Annotated in this window: 18 protein-coding genes and 1 pseudogene; 15 read left to right on the top strand and 4 right to left on the bottom strand. The window is 61.2% G+C overall.

What is annotated here, in order from left to right; genetic code table 11:
- The first annotated feature begins 142 nt into the window (after positions 1–142).
- From coaBC to argB, 4 genes and pseudogenes are all read left to right on the top strand, one after another.
- Positions 143–1,351: a bifunctional phosphopantothenoylcysteine decarboxylase/phosphopantothenate--cysteine ligase CoaBC gene (gene coaBC, locus WBB95_RS27230; protein WP_154741350.1), complete on the top strand. Its 1,209-nt coding sequence runs from the start codon at positions 143–145 to the stop codon at positions 1,349–1,351.
- Between the two features lie 5 nt (positions 1,352–1,356).
- Positions 1,357–1,812, top strand: coding sequence for a dUTP diphosphatase (gene dut / locus WBB95_RS27225; protein WP_424490390.1), 456 nt, complete (start codon positions 1,357–1,359; stop codon positions 1,810–1,812).
- 247 nt (positions 1,813–2,059) lie between these two features.
- A pseudogene (locus WBB95_RS27220) lies at positions 2,060–3,475 on the top strand (phosphomannomutase/phosphoglucomutase); the annotation flags it as partial.
- Positions 3,476–3,494: 19 nt separating this feature from the next.
- On the top strand, positions 3,495–4,400 hold the full coding sequence (gene argB / locus WBB95_RS27215) for an acetylglutamate kinase (protein WP_424490389.1): 906 nt from the start codon (positions 3,495–3,497) through the stop codon (positions 4,398–4,400).
- Positions 4,401–4,596: 196 nt separating this feature from the next.
- Here the strand turns inward: argB and pyrE are convergent, their stop codons facing one another.
- Positions 4,597–5,241, bottom strand: coding sequence for an orotate phosphoribosyltransferase (gene pyrE, locus WBB95_RS27210; RefSeq protein WP_424490388.1), 645 nt, complete (start codon positions 5,239–5,241; stop codon positions 4,597–4,599).
- 82 nt (positions 5,242–5,323) lie between these two features.
- Between pyrE and WBB95_RS27205 the strand changes: the two genes are divergently transcribed.
- The gene (locus WBB95_RS27205; RefSeq protein WP_003195493.1) at positions 5,324–6,103 is read left to right on the top strand and encodes an exodeoxyribonuclease III; all 780 of its coding nucleotides are present in this window, start codon (positions 5,324–5,326) and stop codon (positions 6,101–6,103) included.
- Positions 6,104–6,175: 72 nt separating this feature from the next.
- On the opposite strand, the gene WBB95_RS27200 is transcribed toward WBB95_RS27205, so the two are convergent.
- Together WBB95_RS27200 and rph are read right to left on the bottom strand one after the other, a co-directional pair.
- The gene (locus tag WBB95_RS27200; RefSeq protein ID WP_424490387.1) at positions 6,176–6,544 is read right to left on the bottom strand and encodes a DUF4870 domain-containing protein; all 369 of its coding nucleotides are present in this window, start codon (positions 6,542–6,544) and stop codon (positions 6,176–6,178) included.
- A gap of 22 nt (positions 6,545–6,566) precedes the next feature.
- On the bottom strand, positions 6,567–7,289 hold the full coding sequence (rph, locus tag WBB95_RS27195; protein ID WP_003213280.1) for a ribonuclease PH: 723 nt from the start codon (positions 7,287–7,289) through the stop codon (positions 6,567–6,569).
- Between the two features lie 217 nt (positions 7,290–7,506).
- Between rph and WBB95_RS27190 the strand changes: the two genes are divergently transcribed.
- The 6 genes from WBB95_RS27190 (at position 7,507) to WBB95_RS27165 (ending at position 12,817) form a co-directional block, all read left to right on the top strand.
- Positions 7,507–8,370, top strand: coding sequence for a YicC/YloC family endoribonuclease (locus tag WBB95_RS27190; RefSeq protein ID WP_424490386.1), 864 nt, complete (start codon positions 7,507–7,509; stop codon positions 8,368–8,370).
- An 11-nt stretch (positions 8,371–8,381) separates the two neighbouring features.
- Entirely contained in the window at positions 8,382–9,002 is a 621-nt protein-coding gene (gene gmk, locus WBB95_RS27185; RefSeq protein ID WP_010168203.1) for a guanylate kinase, read from the top strand.
- Positions 9,003–9,169: 167 nt separating this feature from the next.
- On the top strand, positions 9,170–9,433 hold the full coding sequence (gene rpoZ, locus WBB95_RS27180) for a DNA-directed RNA polymerase subunit omega (RefSeq protein ID WP_003176920.1): 264 nt from the start codon (positions 9,170–9,172) through the stop codon (positions 9,431–9,433).
- Between the two features lie 60 nt (positions 9,434–9,493).
- Positions 9,494–11,599, top strand: a complete 2,106-nt coding sequence (spoT, locus tag WBB95_RS27175; protein ID WP_424490385.1) for a bifunctional GTP diphosphokinase/guanosine-3',5'-bis pyrophosphate 3'-pyrophosphohydrolase — start codon at positions 9,494–9,496, stop codon at positions 11,597–11,599.
- Between the two features lie 39 nt (positions 11,600–11,638).
- Complete coding sequence (locus tag WBB95_RS27170) at positions 11,639–12,019, top strand: RidA family protein (RefSeq protein WP_003176922.1); 381 nt, start codon at positions 11,639–11,641, stop codon at positions 12,017–12,019.
- 54 nt (positions 12,020–12,073) lie between these two features.
- The gene (locus WBB95_RS27165; RefSeq protein WP_424490384.1) at positions 12,074–12,817 is read left to right on the top strand and encodes a hypothetical protein; all 744 of its coding nucleotides are present in this window, start codon (positions 12,074–12,076) and stop codon (positions 12,815–12,817) included.
- 138 nt (positions 12,818–12,955) lie between these two features.
- On the opposite strand, the gene WBB95_RS27160 is transcribed toward WBB95_RS27165, so the two are convergent.
- On the bottom strand, positions 12,956–13,807 hold the full coding sequence (locus WBB95_RS27160; RefSeq protein ID WP_424490383.1) for an SDR family oxidoreductase: 852 nt from the start codon (positions 13,805–13,807) through the stop codon (positions 12,956–12,958).
- 189 nt (positions 13,808–13,996) lie between these two features.
- Here WBB95_RS27160 and exbB point away from each other — a divergent pair, with 189 nt between their 5' ends.
- The 4 genes from exbB to WBB95_RS27140 all read left to right on the top strand — a co-directional run bounded on the left by exbB (position 13,997) and on the right by WBB95_RS27140 (position 17,218).
- Complete coding sequence (gene exbB / locus WBB95_RS27155; RefSeq protein WP_424490382.1) at positions 13,997–14,977, top strand: tonB-system energizer ExbB; 981 nt, start codon at positions 13,997–13,999, stop codon at positions 14,975–14,977.
- 6 nt (positions 14,978–14,983) lie between these two features.
- Positions 14,984–15,409, top strand: a complete 426-nt coding sequence (exbD, locus tag WBB95_RS27150) for a TonB system transport protein ExbD (protein WP_424490381.1) — start codon at positions 14,984–14,986, stop codon at positions 15,407–15,409.
- Positions 15,406–16,155 carry an energy transducer TonB family protein gene (locus WBB95_RS27145; protein WP_424490380.1) on the top strand — a complete coding sequence of 250 codons (750 nt, stop codon included), beginning with the start codon at positions 15,406–15,408 and terminating at the stop codon, positions 16,153–16,155. The genes exbD and WBB95_RS27145 overlap by 4 nt, the downstream gene beginning before the upstream one ends.
- A gap of 142 nt (positions 16,156–16,297) precedes the next feature.
- The gene (locus WBB95_RS27140) at positions 16,298–17,218 is read left to right on the top strand and encodes a hydrogen peroxide-inducible genes activator (protein WP_003213305.1); all 921 of its coding nucleotides are present in this window, start codon (positions 16,298–16,300) and stop codon (positions 17,216–17,218) included.
- Positions 17,219–17,221 lie beyond the last annotated feature (3 nt).

Genomic DNA, 17,221 nt, shown 5'->3' with positions numbered 1-17,221 from the left:
CATCCATATGCGCCACGTGCGCCGCTGTTGCCTCGCGGTCGCTGTGTTATCGTAAGCCCTCTTTTTTGCGTGTGATTTCCCCTGGGGAGGGGGCATCGCAGGCGTCACTGAACTGGCATCACTGAACTGGAAAGGCAAACCAATGCAGCGTCTGTATCGGAAACGCATCGTTCTCGGCGTCGGCGGCGGCATTGCCGCCTACAAGAGCGCAGAACTGGTTCGCAGGCTCCTGGACCAAGGCGCCGAAGTGCGCGTGGTCATGACCCGCGGTGGCAGTGAATTCATCACGCCATTGACCATGCAGGCCTTGTCCGGCCACCCGGTTCACCTGGACCTGCTGGACCCGGCAGCCGAAGCCGCCATGGGCCATATCGAACTGGCCAAATGGGCCGACCTGGTGCTGATCGCCCCGGCCACCGCCGACCTGATCGCCCGTCTCGCCCAGGGTATTGCCGATGACCTGCTGACCACCCTGGTACTGGCCACCGACGCCACCGTCGCTATTGCCCCGGCCATGAACCAGGCCATGTGGCGCGATCCTGCCACCCAGGCCAACACCCAACTCCTGCAAACCCGCGGCCTCAAGGTGTTCGGCCCGGCGTCCGGCAGCCAGGCCTGCGGCGACGTCGGCATGGGCCGCATGCTCGAAGCCACTGACCTGGCGCTGTGCGCCGCCGAGTGCTTCCAGCACCTGGCCCTGACCGGCAAGCACGTGCTGATCACCGCTGGCCCGACCCAGGAAAACATCGACCCGGTGCGCTACATCACCAACCATAGCTCAGGAAAAATGGGCTTTGCCTTGGCGGAAGCGGCGGTCGAGGCAGGCGCACGCGTCACCCTGATCACCGGCCCGGTGCATTTGCCGACCCCGGATCGCGTCACGCGAATCGACGTAGTCAGCGCCCGGGACATGCTGGCGGCCTGTGAAGCAGCGATTCCCTGCGACCTGTTCATCGCCTCGGCTGCGGTTGCGGATTACCGCCCGGAAGTCGTTGCCCCGCAAAAACTGAAGAAAGACCCTACAAGCGGTGACGGCCTGCTCCTGCAAATGGTGCGCAACCCAGACATTCTGGCCACCATCGCCACCCGTCCGGACCGCCCGTTCAGCGTCGGCTTTGCCGCTGAGACCGAACACCTGCTGGACTACGCCGCACGCAAATTGAAAGACAAAAACCTCGACCTGATCGTTGCCAACGATGTCGCCAACCCGAGCATCGGCTTCAACAGCGAGGAAAACGCCTGCAGCGTGATCGACCGCGACCTGCACGCCACCCTTTTCGCCCAGACCAGCAAGGGCAAGATTGCCCGCCAACTGATCTCTTTTATCGCCCAACGGCTGAACCAGGTTTAATTTCCATGCACGCTTTGCAAGCCAAGATCCTCGACCCCCGCATCGGCACCGAATTCCCACTGCCGGCCTACGCCACACCGGGCTCCGCCGGCCTGGACCTGCGCGCCATGCTCAAGGAAGACACCGTCCTTGAACCGGGCCAGACCCTCCTGATTCCGACCGGCCTGTCGATTTACGTCGGCGACCCAGGCCTGGCCGCGTTGATCCTGCCGCGCTCCGGCCTGGGCCATAAACACGGCATCGTGCTGGGCAACCTGGTCGGCCTGATCGACTCCGATTACCAGGGCGAGCTGATGGTGTCGTGCTGGAACCGCGGCCAGACTGCATTCAACATCGCCATCGGCGAGCGCATCGCCCAGCTTGTACTCGTCCCGGTGGTGCAGGCGCATTTCGAGTTGGTAGAACAGTTCGATGAGACGCAACGCGGCGCAGGCGGTTTTGGGCATTCCGGCAGCCACTGACTAAGCTGAATCAGGCCGGACACCCCTTGTCCGGCCCGACGCCACCGCAAGGCTTTTCAGGACGAAGAATGCGCGGACTTAATCAGCGAGATTTCCCCAGTGGAATCAATGCATTACGCGATCGCCAAGGCAGCGCCAGCACGCCGATGGCACTTTTGCACCACGAACTCTCTGCCAAAAACGCCGTCATACCCTTCAGTTTGAGCCCGCCGGTCAGCCACATTCAGGCCAGCTTTGCCCCTTTCAGATGGAGTTTCCCCCCGCGATGAGTACCGCAGCCCGAGTAGCCCCGACATTCCCCGACAGCATCTTTCGCGCCTACGACATTCGTGGCGTCGTGCCCAAGACCCTGACCGCCGAAACCGCCTACTGGATCGGCCGCGCCATCGGCTCCCAGAGCCTGGCCCAGGGTGAGCCCAACGTCTCGGTAGGTCGCGACGGGCGCTTGTCCGGCCCGGAACTCGTGGAGCAACTGATCCAGGGCCTGGCCGACAGCGGCTGCCACGTCAGCGATGTCGGCCTGGTGCCGACGCCTGCGCTGTACTACGCAGCTAACGTACTGGCCGGCAAATCCGGAGTGATGCTCACCGGCAGCCATAACCCGTCGGACTACAACGGTTTCAAGATCGTGATCGCTGGCGACACCCTCGCCAACGAACAGATCCAGGCCCTGCACACGCGCTTGAAAACCAACGACCTGACCAGCGGCAAAGGCAGCATCACCCAAGTCGACATCCTCCAGCGCTACTCGGATGAAATCACCGGCGACGTCAAACTCGCACGCCGCTTGAAAGTGGTGGTGGACTGCGGCAACGGCGCGGCCGGCGTGATCGCCCCGCAGCTGCTCGAAGCCCTGAACTGCGAAGTGATCCCACTGTTCTGCGACGTCGACGGCCACTTCCCCAACCACCATCCGGACCCGGGCAAACCTGAAAACCTGGTGGACCTGATCGCCAAGGTCAAGGAAACCGGGGCTGACGTGGGCCTGGCCTTCGACGGCGACGGCGACCGTGTTGGCGTAGTGACAGAAACCGGCGAGATCGTGTTCCCGGACCGCCTGTTGATGCTGTTCGCCCGTGACGTGGTGGCACGCAACCCGAATGCCGAGATCATCTTCGACGTGAAATGCACCCGTCGCCTCACGCCGTTGATCAAGGAATACGGCGGTCGCCCGCTAATGTGGAAGACCGGTCACTCGTTGATCAAAAAGAAAATGAAGGAAACCGGCGCGCTGTTGGCCGGTGAAATGAGCGGCCACGTATTCTTCAAGGAGCGCTGGTTCGGTTTTGACGACGGCATTTACAGCGCCGCTCGTCTGCTGGAGATCCTCAGCAAGGAAAAATCCACTGCGCAAGGGCTGTTTGAGACCTTCCCGAATGATATTTCTACGCCAGAGATCAATATCCATGTGACCGAGGAGAGCAAATTCAGCATCATTGACGCACTGCACGATGCGCAATGGGGCGAAGGCGCCAACCTGACCACCATTGATGGTGTGCGAGTCGATTACGCCAAAGGCTGGGGCCTGGTTCGCGCGTCCAACACCACACCGGTGCTGGTCCTGCGTTTCGAGGCGGATACCGAGGCTGAGTTGCAGCGCATCAAGGACGTGTTCCACGCCCAGTTGAAACGTGTTGCCCCTGATCTCCAATTACCGTTCTGATTTTTTACCGGAGCCCTGAATGACCCTCGAACGCGAAGCCGCTGCCAATACTGCCAAGGTCCTGTCCGAAGCGTTGCCTTACATTCGACGCTACGTCGGCAAGACGCTGGTGATCAAGTACGGCGGCAATGCCATGGAAAGCGACGAGCTGAAAACCGGCTTTGCCCGCGACATCGTGTTGATGAAAGCCGTCGGGATCAACCCGGTGGTGGTACACGGTGGCGGCCCACAAATCGGCGACCTGCTCAAGCGCTTGTCGATCGAGAGTCACTTCATCGATGGCATGCGCGTCACTGACGCGCAGACCATGGACGTGGTGGAGATGGTCCTCGGTGGCCAGGTCAACAAAGACATCGTCAACCTGATCAACCGCCACGGCGGCAGCGCGATCGGCCTGACCGGCAAGGACGCGGAGCTGATCCGCGCGAAAAAACTGACCGTGACCCGTCAGACGCCGGAAATGACCCAGCCGGAAATCATCGACATCGGCCAGGTGGGCGAAGTGATCGGCATCAACACCGACCTGCTGAACCTGCTGGTCAAGGGTGACTTCATTCCGGTGATCGCGCCCATCGGCGTAGGTGCCAATGGCGAGTCCTACAACATCAACGCCGACCTGGTGGCAGGCAAAGTGGCGGAAGCGCTGAAGGCTGAAAAGCTGATGCTGCTGACCAATATCGCCGGCCTGATGGACAAGGAAGGCAAGGTGCTGACCGGCCTGACGACCACTCAGGTGGACGAGTTGATCGCCGACGGCACCATTTACGGCGGCATGCTGCCGAAGATCCGTTGCGCGCTGGAAGCGGTGCAAGGCGGCGTCGGCAGCTCGCTGATCCTGGATGGCCGCGTGCCGAATGCGATCCTGCTGGAAATCTTTACCGACACGGGTGTGGGCACGCTGATCAGCAACCGCAAGCGTCCTTAAATGCCAGCAAAAAAAAGGCCCCGCTCAACCCAGTTGAGCGGGGCCTTTTTTTTGTTTTCTGCTGCAAAATGGAGACCCCTGTGGGATCGGGCTTGCTCGCGAATGCGGAGTGTCAGTCATTGAATATGTTTCTGACCCAGCGCATTCGCGAGCAAGCCCGCTCCCACACAAGCCCTCTCACACAAAGAGATCAGTGTCAGACGCCGAACTGCTCGCGGTACGACTTGACCGCCGGCAGATGCTGCTTGAGCTGCGGGTCATCTTCCAGGAACTGCAACACCTGGTTCAGCGACACGATGCTCACCACCGGAATGCCGAAATCACGTTCCACTTCCTGGATCGCCGACAACTCACCGTTGCCGCGCTCCTGGCGGTTCAGCGCGATCAGCACGCCTGCCGCCTTGGCGCCTTCCTGGGAAGCAATGATCTGCATCACTTCACGGATCGCGGTGCCGGCGGTGATCACGTCGTCGATGATCAGCACATCGCCTTTGAGCGGAGCCCCGACGAGGCTGCCGCCTTCGCCATGGGCCTTGGCCTCTTTACGGTTGAAACACCACGGCAAATCCAGCTCATGGTGTTCAGCCAGCGCCACGGCGGTAGCCGCCGCCAGAGGGATGCCCTTGTAGGCCGGACCGAACAGCACGTCGAAGGAAATACCGCTTTCAACGATGGCTGCCGCATAGAAACGACCCAGCTGAGCCAGGGCCGAACCCGAGTTGAACAAGCCTGCATTGAAGAAGTACGGGCTGGTGCGCCCGGACTTCAGAGTGAACTCACCGAAGCGCAAAACGCCGCGATCGATGGCAAAACGAATGAAATCGCGTTGATACGCCTGCATGAAAAAAGCCTCAGATACCACGGATTTAGCTAATTAGGTAGACGGCGTGTATCATACACGCACGCGATTTTTGGGGCCATTTATGCGGATCATCAGTGTGAACGTCAATGGTATTCAGGCTGCAGTCGAGCGTGGTTTGCTCAGTTGGCTGCAAGCACAGAATGCCGACGTCATCTGCCTGCAGGACACCCGCGCCTCCGCCTTTGAACTGGACGACCCAGCCTTCCAACTGGATGGCTACTTCCTTTATGCCTGCGATGCCGAAGTGCCCACCCAAGGTGGCGTGGCTTTGTACTCGCGGTTGCAACCCAAGGCGGTCATCAGCGGCCTCGGCTTCGAGACAGCCGACCGCTACGGGCGCTACCTGCAAGCCGATTTCGACAAGGTCAGCATCGCGACCTTGCTGCTCCCTTCGGGGCAGAACGGCGATGAAGACTTGAACCAGAAGTTCAAGCTAATGGACGATTTCGCCCGTTACCTGGATAAACAGCGACGCAAACGTCGCGAGTACATTTACTGTGGCTCGCTGTACGTGGCGCAACAGAAGCTGGATATCAAGAACTGGCGCGACAGCCAGCAATCCCCGGGCTTCCTGGCGCCGGAACGGGCCTGGATGGACGAGATTGTCGGCAACATGGGGTATGTCGATGCCCTGCGCGAAGTCAGCCGCGAAGGCGACCAGTACAGCTGGTGGCCAGACAACGAACAGGCTGAGATGCTCAACCTGGGCTGGCGTTTCGACTACCAGTTGCTGACGCCAGGCCTGCGCCGATTTGTTCGCAGCGCACGCTTGCCGCGTCAACCGCGCTTCTCGCAACACGCGCCGTTGATCGTGGACTACGACTGGACACTGACCATCTGAGGTCTTTTCCCAGGCACAAAAAAACCGACATCGCTGTCGGTTTTTTTGTGGGCGCCGTTCGTAAAACCAGCGCTATTTCACCAGCCGCCAGGTCAAGGGATAGCGATAAGCGATCCCTTTGTTGGCCTTGATCGAACCGATGATCGTCAGTACTACGCTGGCGATGGCCAGGGCCGTCATCAGGAAAAAGCCGATTACCGCGAACGCCAACACGATGCAAACGATCCAGGCGATGGCCACGGTGATCTGGAAATTCAAGGCTTCCTTGCCCTGATCATCGATGAACGGGTCCACTTCTTTCTTCATCTGCCACAGGATCAGCGGCCCGACGACACTGCCGAAGGGGAACACAAACCCCAGAAACGCCGCGAGATGACACAACATGGCTCCCTGACGCACTTCGTAGGAAGGCGTAGGCACGGGCAGTTGTCCGTCATTCATGGCGTTTCTCCTTGAGGTCGTCTCAGTCAGCCAGGGCGGCGTTCTGCAGTTCGAAGATTTCGGTCATGCCCTTCTGGGCCAGGGCCAGCATGGCGTTCAGGTCAGCCGGCTGGAATGGCGCGCCTTCGGCGGTGCCCTGCACTTCGATGAAACCACCGGTGCTGGTCATCACCACGTTCAGGTCGGTCTCGGCAGCCGAATCTTCCAGGTAGTCCAAGTCCAGCACAGGCTCGCCTTGGTACATGCCCACCGACACCGCAGCAATCATCTGCTTGAGCGGGTCGCCGCCTTTCAGGCCGCCGCGCTTCTTGATCACTTTCAGTGCGTCGACCAGGGCCACCATGGCGCCGGTGATGGACGCCGTGCGGGTGCCGCCGTCAGCCTGGATCACGTCGCAGTCGACGTACAGGGTCACGTCGCCCAGCTTGGACATGTCCAGGGCTGCGCGCAGGGAACGGCCGATCAGGCGCTGGATTTCCAGGGTGCGCCCGCCTTGCTTGCCACGGCTGGCTTCACGCTGGTTACGCTCGCCGGTGGCGCGCGGCAGCATGCCGTATTCGGCGGTCAACCAACCCTGGCCCTGACCCTTGAGGAAACGCGGCACGCCGTTTTCGACGCTGACAGTGCAGATAACCTTGGTATCGCCAAACTCGACCAGTACAGATCCCTCGGCGTGTTTGGTGTAGTTGCGGGTGATGCGGATCGAGCGGAGCTGATCGGCAGCGCGACCACTTGGACGTTTCATAGGGGATACCTGTACGAAGGACGAAAAACTGCCGAGCATTATAGAGCCGCGAACCGATTCGGGGCACTTCTAAAAAATTCGGTTACGAATGGCCAGCCTTTCGCCCTTTGTTTGGGCGCGCTCGCGCCACTGCGCTACAATCCTGCGCCTTCGCAGCCTGTCGGCTTCAATTTACCCATCAGCCCGTATTTGCGGGACTGCATCGCGAGGTACCTCCATGGTGCACAGCATGACCGCCTTCGCCCGCGTCGAAAAAGCCGGCGTCCAAGGCACCCTGAGCTGGGAATTGCGCTCGGTCAACAGCCGTTACCTGGAGCCGCACCTGCGCCTGCCGGAATCGTTCCGCGACCTCGAAGGCGCTGTGCGTGAAGCGCTGCGCCAGGGCATCTCCCGCGGCAAGCTGGAATGCACCCTGCGCTTTACCGAAGAAACCACCGGCAAACCGCTGCAAGTCGACCGCGACCGCGCTGCGCAGTTGGTGGCCGCCGCCGAGACCATCGCCGGCCTGATCAAGCAGCCCGCCGCGCTGAACCCTCTGGAAGTGCTGGCCTGGCCCGGCGTGCTGGTGGCCGACGCCACTGATCCACAGGCTCTCAACGCCGAAGCCCTCACCCTGTTCAACCAGGGTTTGAAGGAGCTCAAGGCCGGCCGCGAACGTGAAGGCGCCGAGCTGGCCCGCCTGATCAACGAACGCCTGACCTCGATCGAAGACGACGTGGTCACCTTGCGCGAGCTGGTGCCGCAGATGCTCGCCACCCAGCGCCAGAAGGTCATTGACCGCTTCACCGACATGAAGGCCGACCTTGACCCTGTGCGCCTGGAGCAGGAAATGGTGCTGCTGGCACAAAAGAGCGATGTCGCCGAAGAACTCGACCGCCTGAGCACCCACATCCTCGAAGTGCGCCGGGTGCTCAAGTCTGCCGGTGCCGCCGGTCGGCGCCTGGACTTCCTGATGCAGGAACTCAACCGCGAAGCCAATACACTGGGCTCCAAAGCCTTTGATCCGCGCAGCACCACGGCGGCGGTCAACCTCAAAGTGTTGATCGAGCAAATGCGCGAACAAGTACAGAATATCGAGTAAGGCACCCTGACATGACCCACAGCACCGGCACCCTTTACATCATTTCCGCGCCGTCGGGCGCGGGCAAAAGCAGCCTGGTCAAAGCCCTGACCGACGCTGACGAGCAGATCCGCATTTCGGTCTCGCACACCACCCGCGCCATGCGCCCGGGCGAGGTGAACGGCGTGCACTACCACTTCGTCGAGCGCACCGAGTTCGTGAAGATGATCGAGCACGGCGACTTCCTGGAGCGGGCCGAGGTGTTCGGCAACCTCTATGGCACCTCCCAGAGCCATCTGCAGCAAACGCTGGACGAAGGCCACGACCTGATCCTGGAAATCGACTGGCAGGGTGCCGAGCAAGTGCGCCAGCTGATGCCCAAGGCCCGCTCGATCTTCATTCTGCCGCCGTCCCTGGAAGCGCTGCACCAGCGCCTGACCAACCGCGGCCAGGACAGCGACGAGATCATCGAAGGCCGCATGCGTGAAGCCGTCAGCGAAATGAGCCACTACGTCGACTACGACTACCTGATCATCAACGACGATTTTGCCCACGCGCTTGACGATTTGAAGGCGATTTTCCGTACCAACCAGCTCCAGCAAAAGCGCCAGCAGCAACGTTTTGGCAAATTACTGGCCGAACTGCTCGGCTGATTGGCTCTTCCCAAAACCGCTGCAAGGGCTTTACATTGGCACTTGTAGCGGTTTTGCGAGGGCGCGGGAAAAATCAGCGCTTCCCTAAACGCTGGTGATTTTTTAAACTGTTTAGTCCGCTCGCCCAACCGGGCAGCGCGCATCTTGCATTCGCTCCGAGGAATACCATGGCCCGCGTAACCGTTGAAGACTGCCTAGAACACGTGGATAACCGCTTTGAGCTGGTCATGCTCTCTACCAAGCGTGCCCGTCAACTGGCCACTGGCGGCAAAGAGCCCCTGGTCCAGTGGGAAAACGACAAGCCTACCGTTGTAGCCCTGCGTGAAATCGCTGAAGGCCTGATGAGCTACGAGTTCATCGCCAACGCCGAAATCGTTGAAGACGAACCGCTGTTTGCAGCGTTCGAGGACGAGTCCAACGAGGCCGTCTAAGCCTATGCCTGGTCGACGTAGCACGGCGCGGGGTCACAGCCAACGGCAGGAGTCATTCCTTTGCCGAGCATAGACGCCCTCGCCGATCGCTTATCGACCTACCTCGGCCCAGACCAGGTCAACCTGGTCCGCCGAGCGTATTTCTACGCCGAACAAGCCCACGACGGCCAACGCCGCCGCAGTGGTGAGGCGTATGTCACGCATCCTCTTGCCGTGGCAAATATTCTGGCCGACATGCACATGGACCATCAGAGTTTGATGGCTGCGATGCTGCATGACGTGATCGAAGACACCGGCATCGCCAAAGAAGCGCTCAGTGCGCAATTTGGTGAAACCGTGGCCGAACTGGTCGACGGGGTCAGCAAACTGACCCAGATGAACTTCGAGACCAAGGCCGAAGCCCAGGCGGAAAACTTCCAGAAAATGGCCATGGCCATGGCCCGGGACATTCGGGTAATTCTGGTCAAGCTGGCTGACCGGCTGCACAACATGCGCACGCTGGAAGTGCTGTCCGGCGAAAAGCGCCGGCGCATCGCCAAGGAAACCCTGGAAATCTACGCGCCCATCGCCAACCGGCTGGGCATGCACGCCATTCGTATCGAATTCGAAGACCTCGGCTTCAAGGCCATGCACCCGATGCGTTCGGCGCGCATCTACCAGGCGGTCAAGCGTGCCCGGGGCAACCGCAAGGAAATCGTCAACAAGATCGAAGAGTCCCTGAGCCATTGCCTGGCGGTCGATGAGATCGAAGGCGAAGTCAGCGGACGGCAGAAGCACATCTACGGCATCTACAAGAAGATGCGCGGCAAGCGTCGGGCGTTCAACGAGATCATGGACGTGTACGCGTTCCGGATCATCGTCGACAAGGTCGACACCTGCTACCGCGTGCTCGGCGCTGTACATAATTTGTACAAACCACTGCCGGGCCGTTTCAAGGACTACATCGCAATTCCCAAGGCCAACGGCTATCAGTCGCTGCATACCACGCTGTTCGGTATGCACGGGGTGCCGATCGAGATCCAGATCCGCACCCGCGAAATGGAAGAGATGGCCAACAACGGCATCGCTGCCCACTGGCTGTACAAATCCAGCGGCGACGAACAGCCAAAAGGCACGCATGCACGCGCCCGTCAGTGGGTCAAAGGCGTGCTGGAAATGCAGCAACGTGCCGGCAACTCCCTGGAATTTATCGAAAGCGTGAAGATCGACCTGTTCCCGGACGAGGTCTACGTGTTCACGCCAAAAGGCCGGATCATGGAGCTGCCCAAAGGCTCCACGGCGGTCGACTTTGCCTACGCGGTGCACACCGACGTCGGCAACAGCTGCATCGCCTGCCGGATCAACCGGCGCCTGGCCCCGCTGTCGGAACCGCTGCAAAGCGGCTCCACGGTGGAGATCGTCAGCGCACCGGGCGCGCGCCCGAACCCGGCCTGGCTCAATTTCGTGGTCACCGGCAAGGCGCGTACCCACATCCGTCACGCCCTGAAACTGCAGCGCCGCTCCGAGTCCATCAGCCTGGGCGAGCGCCTGCTGAACAAAGTGCTCAACGGCTTCGACAGCGCCCTCGACAAAATCCCCGCCGAGCGCACCCAGGCGATGCTCCACGAGTACCGTCAGGAAACCATCGAAGACCTGCTGGAAGATATCGGCCTGGGCAATCGCATGGCCTATGTGGTCGCCCGCCGCCTGCTCGGCGAAGGCGAACAGTTGCCAAGCCCGGAAGGCCCGCTGGCGATTCGCGGCACCGAGGGCCTGGTGCTCAGCTACGCCAAGTGCTGCACGCCGATCCCGGGCGACCCGATTGTCGGCCACCTGTCGGCAGGCAAAGGCATGGTCGTGCACCTGGACAACTGCCGCAATATCACCGAAATCCGTCACAACCCCGAGAAATGCATCCAGCTCTCATGGGCCAAGGATGTCACCGGCGAATTCAATGTCGAGCTGCGCGTCGAGCTGGAGCACCAGCGCGGCCTGATCGCCCTGCTGGCCAGCAGCGTCAACGCGGCCGACGGCAATATCGAAAAAATCAGCATGGACGAGCGTGATGGCCGCATCAGCGTGGTCCAGCTGGTGGTCAGCGTGCACGACCGCGTGCACCTGGCTCGCGTGATCAAGAAACTGCGCGCCTTGACCGGTGTGATCCGCATCACCCGCATGCGTGCGTAGCGCTTCACATAAGTCATCATCTCTTACAAGGAGTCACAAATGACCAAGACTGTAATCACCAGCGACAAAGCCCCGGCCGCCATCGGCACTTACTCCCAGGCCATCAAGGCGGGCAATACCGTCTACATGTCCGGCCAGATTCCGCTGGACCCAAAAACCATGGAACTGGTTGAAGGCTTTGAAGCACAGACTGTACAGGTCTTCGAAAACCTCAAGTCGGTTGCCGAAGCAGCCGGTGGTTCGTTCAAGGACATCGTCAAACTCAACATCTTCCTCACCGACCTGAGCCACTTCGCCAAGGTCAACGAGATCATGGGCAAGTACTTCGAACAGCCGTACCCGGCCCGCGCCGCCATTGGTGTTGCCGCTCTGCCAAAGGGCGCGCAGGTTGAGATGGACGCGATTCTGGTCATCGAGTAAAACACCCGGCGCAGCCCACACGCTGCGCCGACTTCGTTTTAGAAGGATTTCGTAATGCGCAAAGCGCTTGTTGCCTCTTCGTTGCTCGCCCTGTTGCTAGGCGGCTGTGCCAGCAACCCCGCCGACCTGGATGTGAGCGGTACCTGGATCAACCAGGCCGCCATCGACGCGGCAGCCAAGGGCGGCCCTTTGCGTGAAGCCCTGCAGACCTTTGGCCCGAACCTGGAGTGGGAGGTCAACCCCAAGGCCTCACAGGCGCGCTACTACAACGGCTTTGAAGTGGCTGAGGGCAAGTTGCTCGGTGAGCAGTCCGGCGCGTGGAGTGTCGAGTTCTACGGCAGCTCCGCCACCGAACTCAAGCGTAAAGGCAAACAACTGCTGCAAGTGGCCAACGACAATGAGCCGGAGCAGCTGTTCGCCCGTGCCAAAGACCCGGCTCCGGAAGGCGCGCCATTGGGCGCCAACTTCGAACGCACGCTGTATGCCGCCTACATGGGCGGCGACTGGAAGATCACCGACGGCAACGGTGACGGCGCCACGGTGCAGTTCCAGGCGAATGGCAAGGTTGCCGGCTTGCCCGGTGTTGATCAGTACTCGCTGTGCCTGGCGGGCGACTGCGCCTCCATGAGCGGCGGCTACGACAGCATCTGGCTGCAATTGAACGGCCAGGGCAACCCATGGATCTTCGCGCGCAAGGGCAAGCAGCTGGAAATCTTCCAGGCGATCAATACCGCCCAGGCCGACGAGGTGCCTTCGTTTACACCGGGCCCTCGCCAGTGGCTGCTGGAAAAGCAATAAGCAACATCACCTGGATCTAAATGTGGGAGCTGGCTTGTGTGGGAGCGGGCTTGCTCGCGAATGCATCACCTCGGTACAACTGGTACACCGAGGCGCCCGCATCGCAGGCAAGCCAGCTCCCACATTTTTGACCGCGCCTCAGCCCTTGAGAATCGCCGCATACCCCTCGCGGTAGGTCGGATACGTCGGCACCCAGCCCAGCGCCTTGATCCGCGCATTGCTGCATTGCTTGCTGCCGGCCCGGCGCACGCTGGCGTCGTCGGCCCACTCGGTCACGCCCAGGTAGTCACGCAACCAGCTCACCACCTCCGCCAATGGCGCCGGGGCGTCATCTACACCGATGTAGACCTTGTCCAACGCGCCGCCCTGCTCAACATGCTGCAACAAAAAGGCCAGCAAACCTGCCGCGTCATCCGCGTGAATCCGGTTGCCATATAAAGGTGGATCAATCGCCACGCGATAGCCCTGGCGTACCTGCGTCAGCAGCCACTCACGGCCCGGGCCGTAGATGCCGGTCAAGCGCACGATGCTCGCCGGGATGCCGCTGTTAAGCGCGACTTGCTCGGCTTCCAGCATCACTTTGCCGGAATAACCCTGCGCCTGAGTGTCGGACGTTTCGTCGACCCACTCCCCGTTCTGCTGCCCGTACACACTGCTGCTGGACACAAACAGCAGGTGCTTGGGCTCCTGGCCGTAATCGTCCAGCCACTCCAATACATGCTGCAACCCTTGCACATACGCCGCGCGATAACCGGCTTCGTCGTGGTCGGTCGCGGCGGCGCAGTACACCAGGTAATCCACCCCACCGATTGGCCAGGTGTCGGGGCAGTCTTTTTTGAACAGGTCACCGGCAATGCCGACCACGCCGTCGGGGAGCTTCGAAATATCCCGTCGCAGCCCATGGACCTCCCATTCCGAGGCCAGCAATTGGCTAGCCAGCCGACTACCCACGTCGCCGCAACCGGCAATCACAACAGAAGGCGCAGACATCACAAAACTCCATTCTTAAAGGCGCAGATTAGCCGCCGGAGATGACCAGCGGCCAGCAAAAGGACAAATAAAGTAACTGTATTACTTCTGTTAACAAGAATTACTTGCAATAATAACCACCCATTTGTCCTCGACCCCTTCGGGTCTGGAAGGACGATCACTCATTTTTTTCTCTCAGGTCCGGCCAGCATGACACGTAATACAAACCCCGCTTCGCCAACCAAGCTTCACAGCCCATCCCGCGCCTGGCGTGCGATTGCTGCGATGCTGTTCAGCGTAATGCTGGCGCCGACCGCCGCATTCGCGGACGCCGCCGCACCTGCGGCTCCTGCCGCTGCCGAGCATAACGCTGCAGCCCCGGCCGCGCCCGTCGCGGCACCTGCTGCCACCGACCCGGCCCAGGCTGCCGCCCCGGCTCCTGCCGACGATTCCGGTGTGGTGCTGGAAGAAGACAACACCCTGGGCATGTCGCACGACCTGTCGCCATGGGGCATGTACCAGAATGCTGACGTCGTGGTGAAAGCCGTGATGATCGGCCTCGCCATCGCCTCGATCATTACCTGGACCATCTGGATCTCCAAGGGCTTCGAGCTGTTGGGCGCCAAGCGTCGTTTGCGGACTGAAATCGTCCACCTGAAAAAAGCCACCACCCTCAAGGAAGCCAGCGACACCGCGACCAAGAAGGGCACCCTGGCCAACCTGCTGGTACACGACGCGCTTGAAGAAATGCGCCTGTCGGCCAACACCCGCGAAAAAGAAGGCATCAAGGAGCGCGTCAGCTTCCGCCTGGAGCGCCTGGTGGCAGCCTGCGGCCGTAACATGAGCAGCGGCACCGGCGTGCTGGCGACCATCGGTTCCACCGCGCCTTTCGTCGGCCTGTTCGGTACCGTGTGGGGCATCATGAACAGCTTCATCGGCATCGCCAAAACCCAGACCACCAACCTCGCCGTCGTTGCCCCAGGCATCGCCGAAGCCCTGCTGGCTACGGCCCTGGGCCTGGTTGCCGCGATTCCTGCGGTGGTGATCTACAACGTCTTCGCCCGTTCGATCGCCGGCTATAAAGCCCAGGTATCGGACGCGTCGGCAGAAGTCCTGCTGCTGGTCAGCCGCGACCTCGATCACCTGCCTACCGAGCGCAGCTCGCAACCGCACATGGTGAAAGTGGGGTAATCGGCCATGGGCCTGCATTTGAATCAAGGCGACGATGAGCTCGTCGAGAACCACGAAATCAACGTCACGCCGTTTATCGACGTGATGCTGGTGCTGCTGATCATCTTCATGGTGGCAGCACCGTTGGCTACCGTAGACATCAAGGTTGACCTGCCCGCGTCCAGCGCCAAGCCTGCGCCGCGGCCGGAGAAACCGATTTTCCTCAGCGTCAAGTCGGACCAGCGCCTGTTCCTGGGCGAAGAAGAAGTCAAAGCTGAAACCCTGGGGCCGGTGCTCGACGCCAAGACCCAAGGCAAGAAAGACACGACGATCTTCTTCCAGGCCGACAAGGGCGTGGACTACGGCGACCTGATGAGCGTGATGGATGCCCTGCGGGCAGCCGGCTACCTCAAGGTCGGCCTGGTCGGACTTGAGACGGCAGCCAAGAAATGATCACGACGCGCCACAAACTGACGCGTTATGGCACCAGCCTCGCCGTCGTGCTGGGCGTGCACGCCGTCGCGATCATCATCGCGCTTCAATGGTCCGCGCCGCATCAGGTGCAGTTGCCACCGGCGGCCATGGTCATCGACCTGGCGCCGATGCCTGCCCCGCCGCCGCCGGCACCGCCCAAGGTGATCACGCCGCCGCAGCCGCCGGCACCGGTGGAAGAGCTGCCCCTGCCGAAACTGGCCGAGGCGCCCAAGCCAACGATCCAGGTGCCCAAGCCGGTCAAACCCAAGCCCAAGCCTCAGCCGCCCAAGCCTGTGGAGAAGAAGCCCGAGCCGCCCAAGGAGAAACCTTCCGAAGAGCCGCCGAGCGAAACCCCACCGACCAACGCGCCAGCTGAAAAATCGGCCCAGCCGGCGCCTGGCCCATCGCCCCAACAGGTAGCGGCCAAAGCGTCCTGGGAAGGCACCTTGCTGGCGCACTTGCAGAAGTACAAGAAGTACCCGCCCGGCGCGCAACAGCGTGGCAAGGAAGGCTTGAACCGCCTGCGCTTTGTGGTGGATGCCGAAGGCAACGTGCTGTCGTATGAGTTGGTGGGCCGATCCGGCAACGCCGACCTGGACCGCGCGACCCTGGACATGATTCGTCGTGCCCAGCCACTGCCCAAGCCGCCGGCCGACATGTTGAAAGGCGGCAGCGTCGAGATCGTCGCGCCGTTCGTTTACAACATCGAGAAGCGTCGCCGTTGAGATATGAGTGTGGTGAGGGGCAGCCCTCACCACCTCAGCAAAATCTCCAACACTCCCCGCTCAATCCCGATCAAAGTTCTGATAACGTGCGTCTATCGATTGCAGCCGGTATGCTTGGCCCGCAACCTCATGGACGCCCGCTATGACTCTTACAGAATTACGCTACATCGTGACCCTCGCCCAAGAGCAGCACTTCGGCCACGCGGCCGAGCGTTGCCATGTCAGCCAGCCGACGCTGTCGGTGGGTGTGAAAAAGCTTGAAGACGAACTCGGTGTGCTGATTTTCGAGCGCAGCAAGAGCGCCGTGCGCCTGACCCCGGTCGGCGAAGGCATTGTCGCCCAGGCCCAGAAGGTGCTGGAGCAAGCCCAAAGCATTCGCGAACTGGCCCAGGCCGGCAAGAACCAGCTGACCGCACCGTTGAAAGTCGGCGCCATCTATACCGTCGGCCCGTACCTGTTCCCGCACCTGATTCCGCAACTGCACCGCGTTGCGCCGCAGATGCCGCTGTATATCGAAGAAAACTTCACCCACGTGCTGCGCGACAAACTGCGCAACGGCGAGCTGGACGCGATCATCATCGCCCTGCCCTTCAACGAAGCCGACGTGCTGACCCTGCCGCTCTACGATGAGCCCTTCTACGTGCTGATGCCGGCGTCCCACCCGTGGACGCAGAAAGACACCATCGACGCCGGCCTGCTCAACGACAAGAGCCTGCTGCTGCTCGGCGAAGGCCACTGCTTCCGCGACCAGGTACTGGAAGCCTGCCCGACCCTGACCAAGGGCAACGACGGCGCCAAGCACACCACCGTGGAATCCAGCTCCCTGGAAACCATTCGCCACATGGTGGCTTCCGGCCTGGGCATTTCGATCCTGCCGCTGTCGGCAGTCGACAGCCATCACTACGCTCCCGGCGTGATTGCTGTGCGCCCGCTCACGCCGCCAGTGCCATTCCGTACTGTAGCGATCGCCTGGCGCGCCAGCTTCCCACGTCCGAAAGCCATTGAGATCCTTGCCGACTCGATCCGCCTGTGTTCGGTGGCCAAGCCGCCTGCTGCGAGCTAAGCC

Origin of the sequence: Pseudomonas sp. (genome assembly GCF_049645325.1) — a bacterium.
Taxonomy (GTDB): Bacteria; Pseudomonadota; Gammaproteobacteria; order Pseudomonadales; family Pseudomonadaceae; genus Aquipseudomonas.
This window is presented reverse-complemented; position numbering and strand designations above follow the sequence as displayed.

Bases quoted from the DNA above. Each gene is read 5' to 3' on its own strand.
- coaBC (WP_154741350.1), top strand. From the start codon at position 143: ATGCAGCGTCTGTATCGGAAACGCATCGTTCTCGGCGTCGGCGGCGGC.
- dut (WP_424490390.1), top strand. From the start codon at position 1,357: ATGCACGCTTTGCAAGCCAAGATCCTCGACCCCCGCATCGGCACCGAA.
- argB (WP_424490389.1), top strand. From the start codon at position 3,495: ATGACCCTCGAACGCGAAGCCGCTGCCAATACTGCCAAGGTCCTGTCC.
- pyrE (WP_424490388.1), bottom strand. From the start codon at position 5,241: ATGCAGGCGTATCAACGCGATTTCATTCGTTTTGCCATCGATCGCGGC.
- WBB95_RS27205 (WP_003195493.1), top strand. From the start codon at position 5,324: ATGCGGATCATCAGTGTGAACGTCAATGGTATTCAGGCTGCAGTCGAG.
- WBB95_RS27200 (WP_424490387.1), bottom strand. From the start codon at position 6,544: ATGAATGACGGACAACTGCCCGTGCCTACGCCTTCCTACGAAGTGCGT.
- rph (WP_003213280.1), bottom strand. From the start codon at position 7,289: ATGAAACGTCCAAGTGGTCGCGCTGCCGATCAGCTCCGCTCGATCCGC.
- WBB95_RS27190 (WP_424490386.1), top strand. From the start codon at position 7,507: ATGGTGCACAGCATGACCGCCTTCGCCCGCGTCGAAAAAGCCGGCGTC.
- gmk (WP_010168203.1), top strand. From the start codon at position 8,382: ATGACCCACAGCACCGGCACCCTTTACATCATTTCCGCGCCGTCGGGC.
- rpoZ (WP_003176920.1), top strand. From the start codon at position 9,170: ATGGCCCGCGTAACCGTTGAAGACTGCCTAGAACACGTGGATAACCGC.
- WBB95_RS27170 (WP_003176922.1), top strand. From the start codon at position 11,639: ATGACCAAGACTGTAATCACCAGCGACAAAGCCCCGGCCGCCATCGGC.
- WBB95_RS27165 (WP_424490384.1), top strand. From the start codon at position 12,074: ATGCGCAAAGCGCTTGTTGCCTCTTCGTTGCTCGCCCTGTTGCTAGGC.
- WBB95_RS27160 (WP_424490383.1), bottom strand. From the start codon at position 13,807: ATGTCTGCGCCTTCTGTTGTGATTGCCGGTTGCGGCGACGTGGGTAGT.
- exbB (WP_424490382.1), top strand. From the start codon at position 13,997: ATGACACGTAATACAAACCCCGCTTCGCCAACCAAGCTTCACAGCCCA.
- exbD (WP_424490381.1), top strand. From the start codon at position 14,984: ATGGGCCTGCATTTGAATCAAGGCGACGATGAGCTCGTCGAGAACCAC.
- WBB95_RS27145 (WP_424490380.1), top strand. From the start codon at position 15,406: ATGATCACGACGCGCCACAAACTGACGCGTTATGGCACCAGCCTCGCC.
- WBB95_RS27140 (WP_003213305.1), top strand. From the start codon at position 16,298: ATGACTCTTACAGAATTACGCTACATCGTGACCCTCGCCCAAGAGCAG.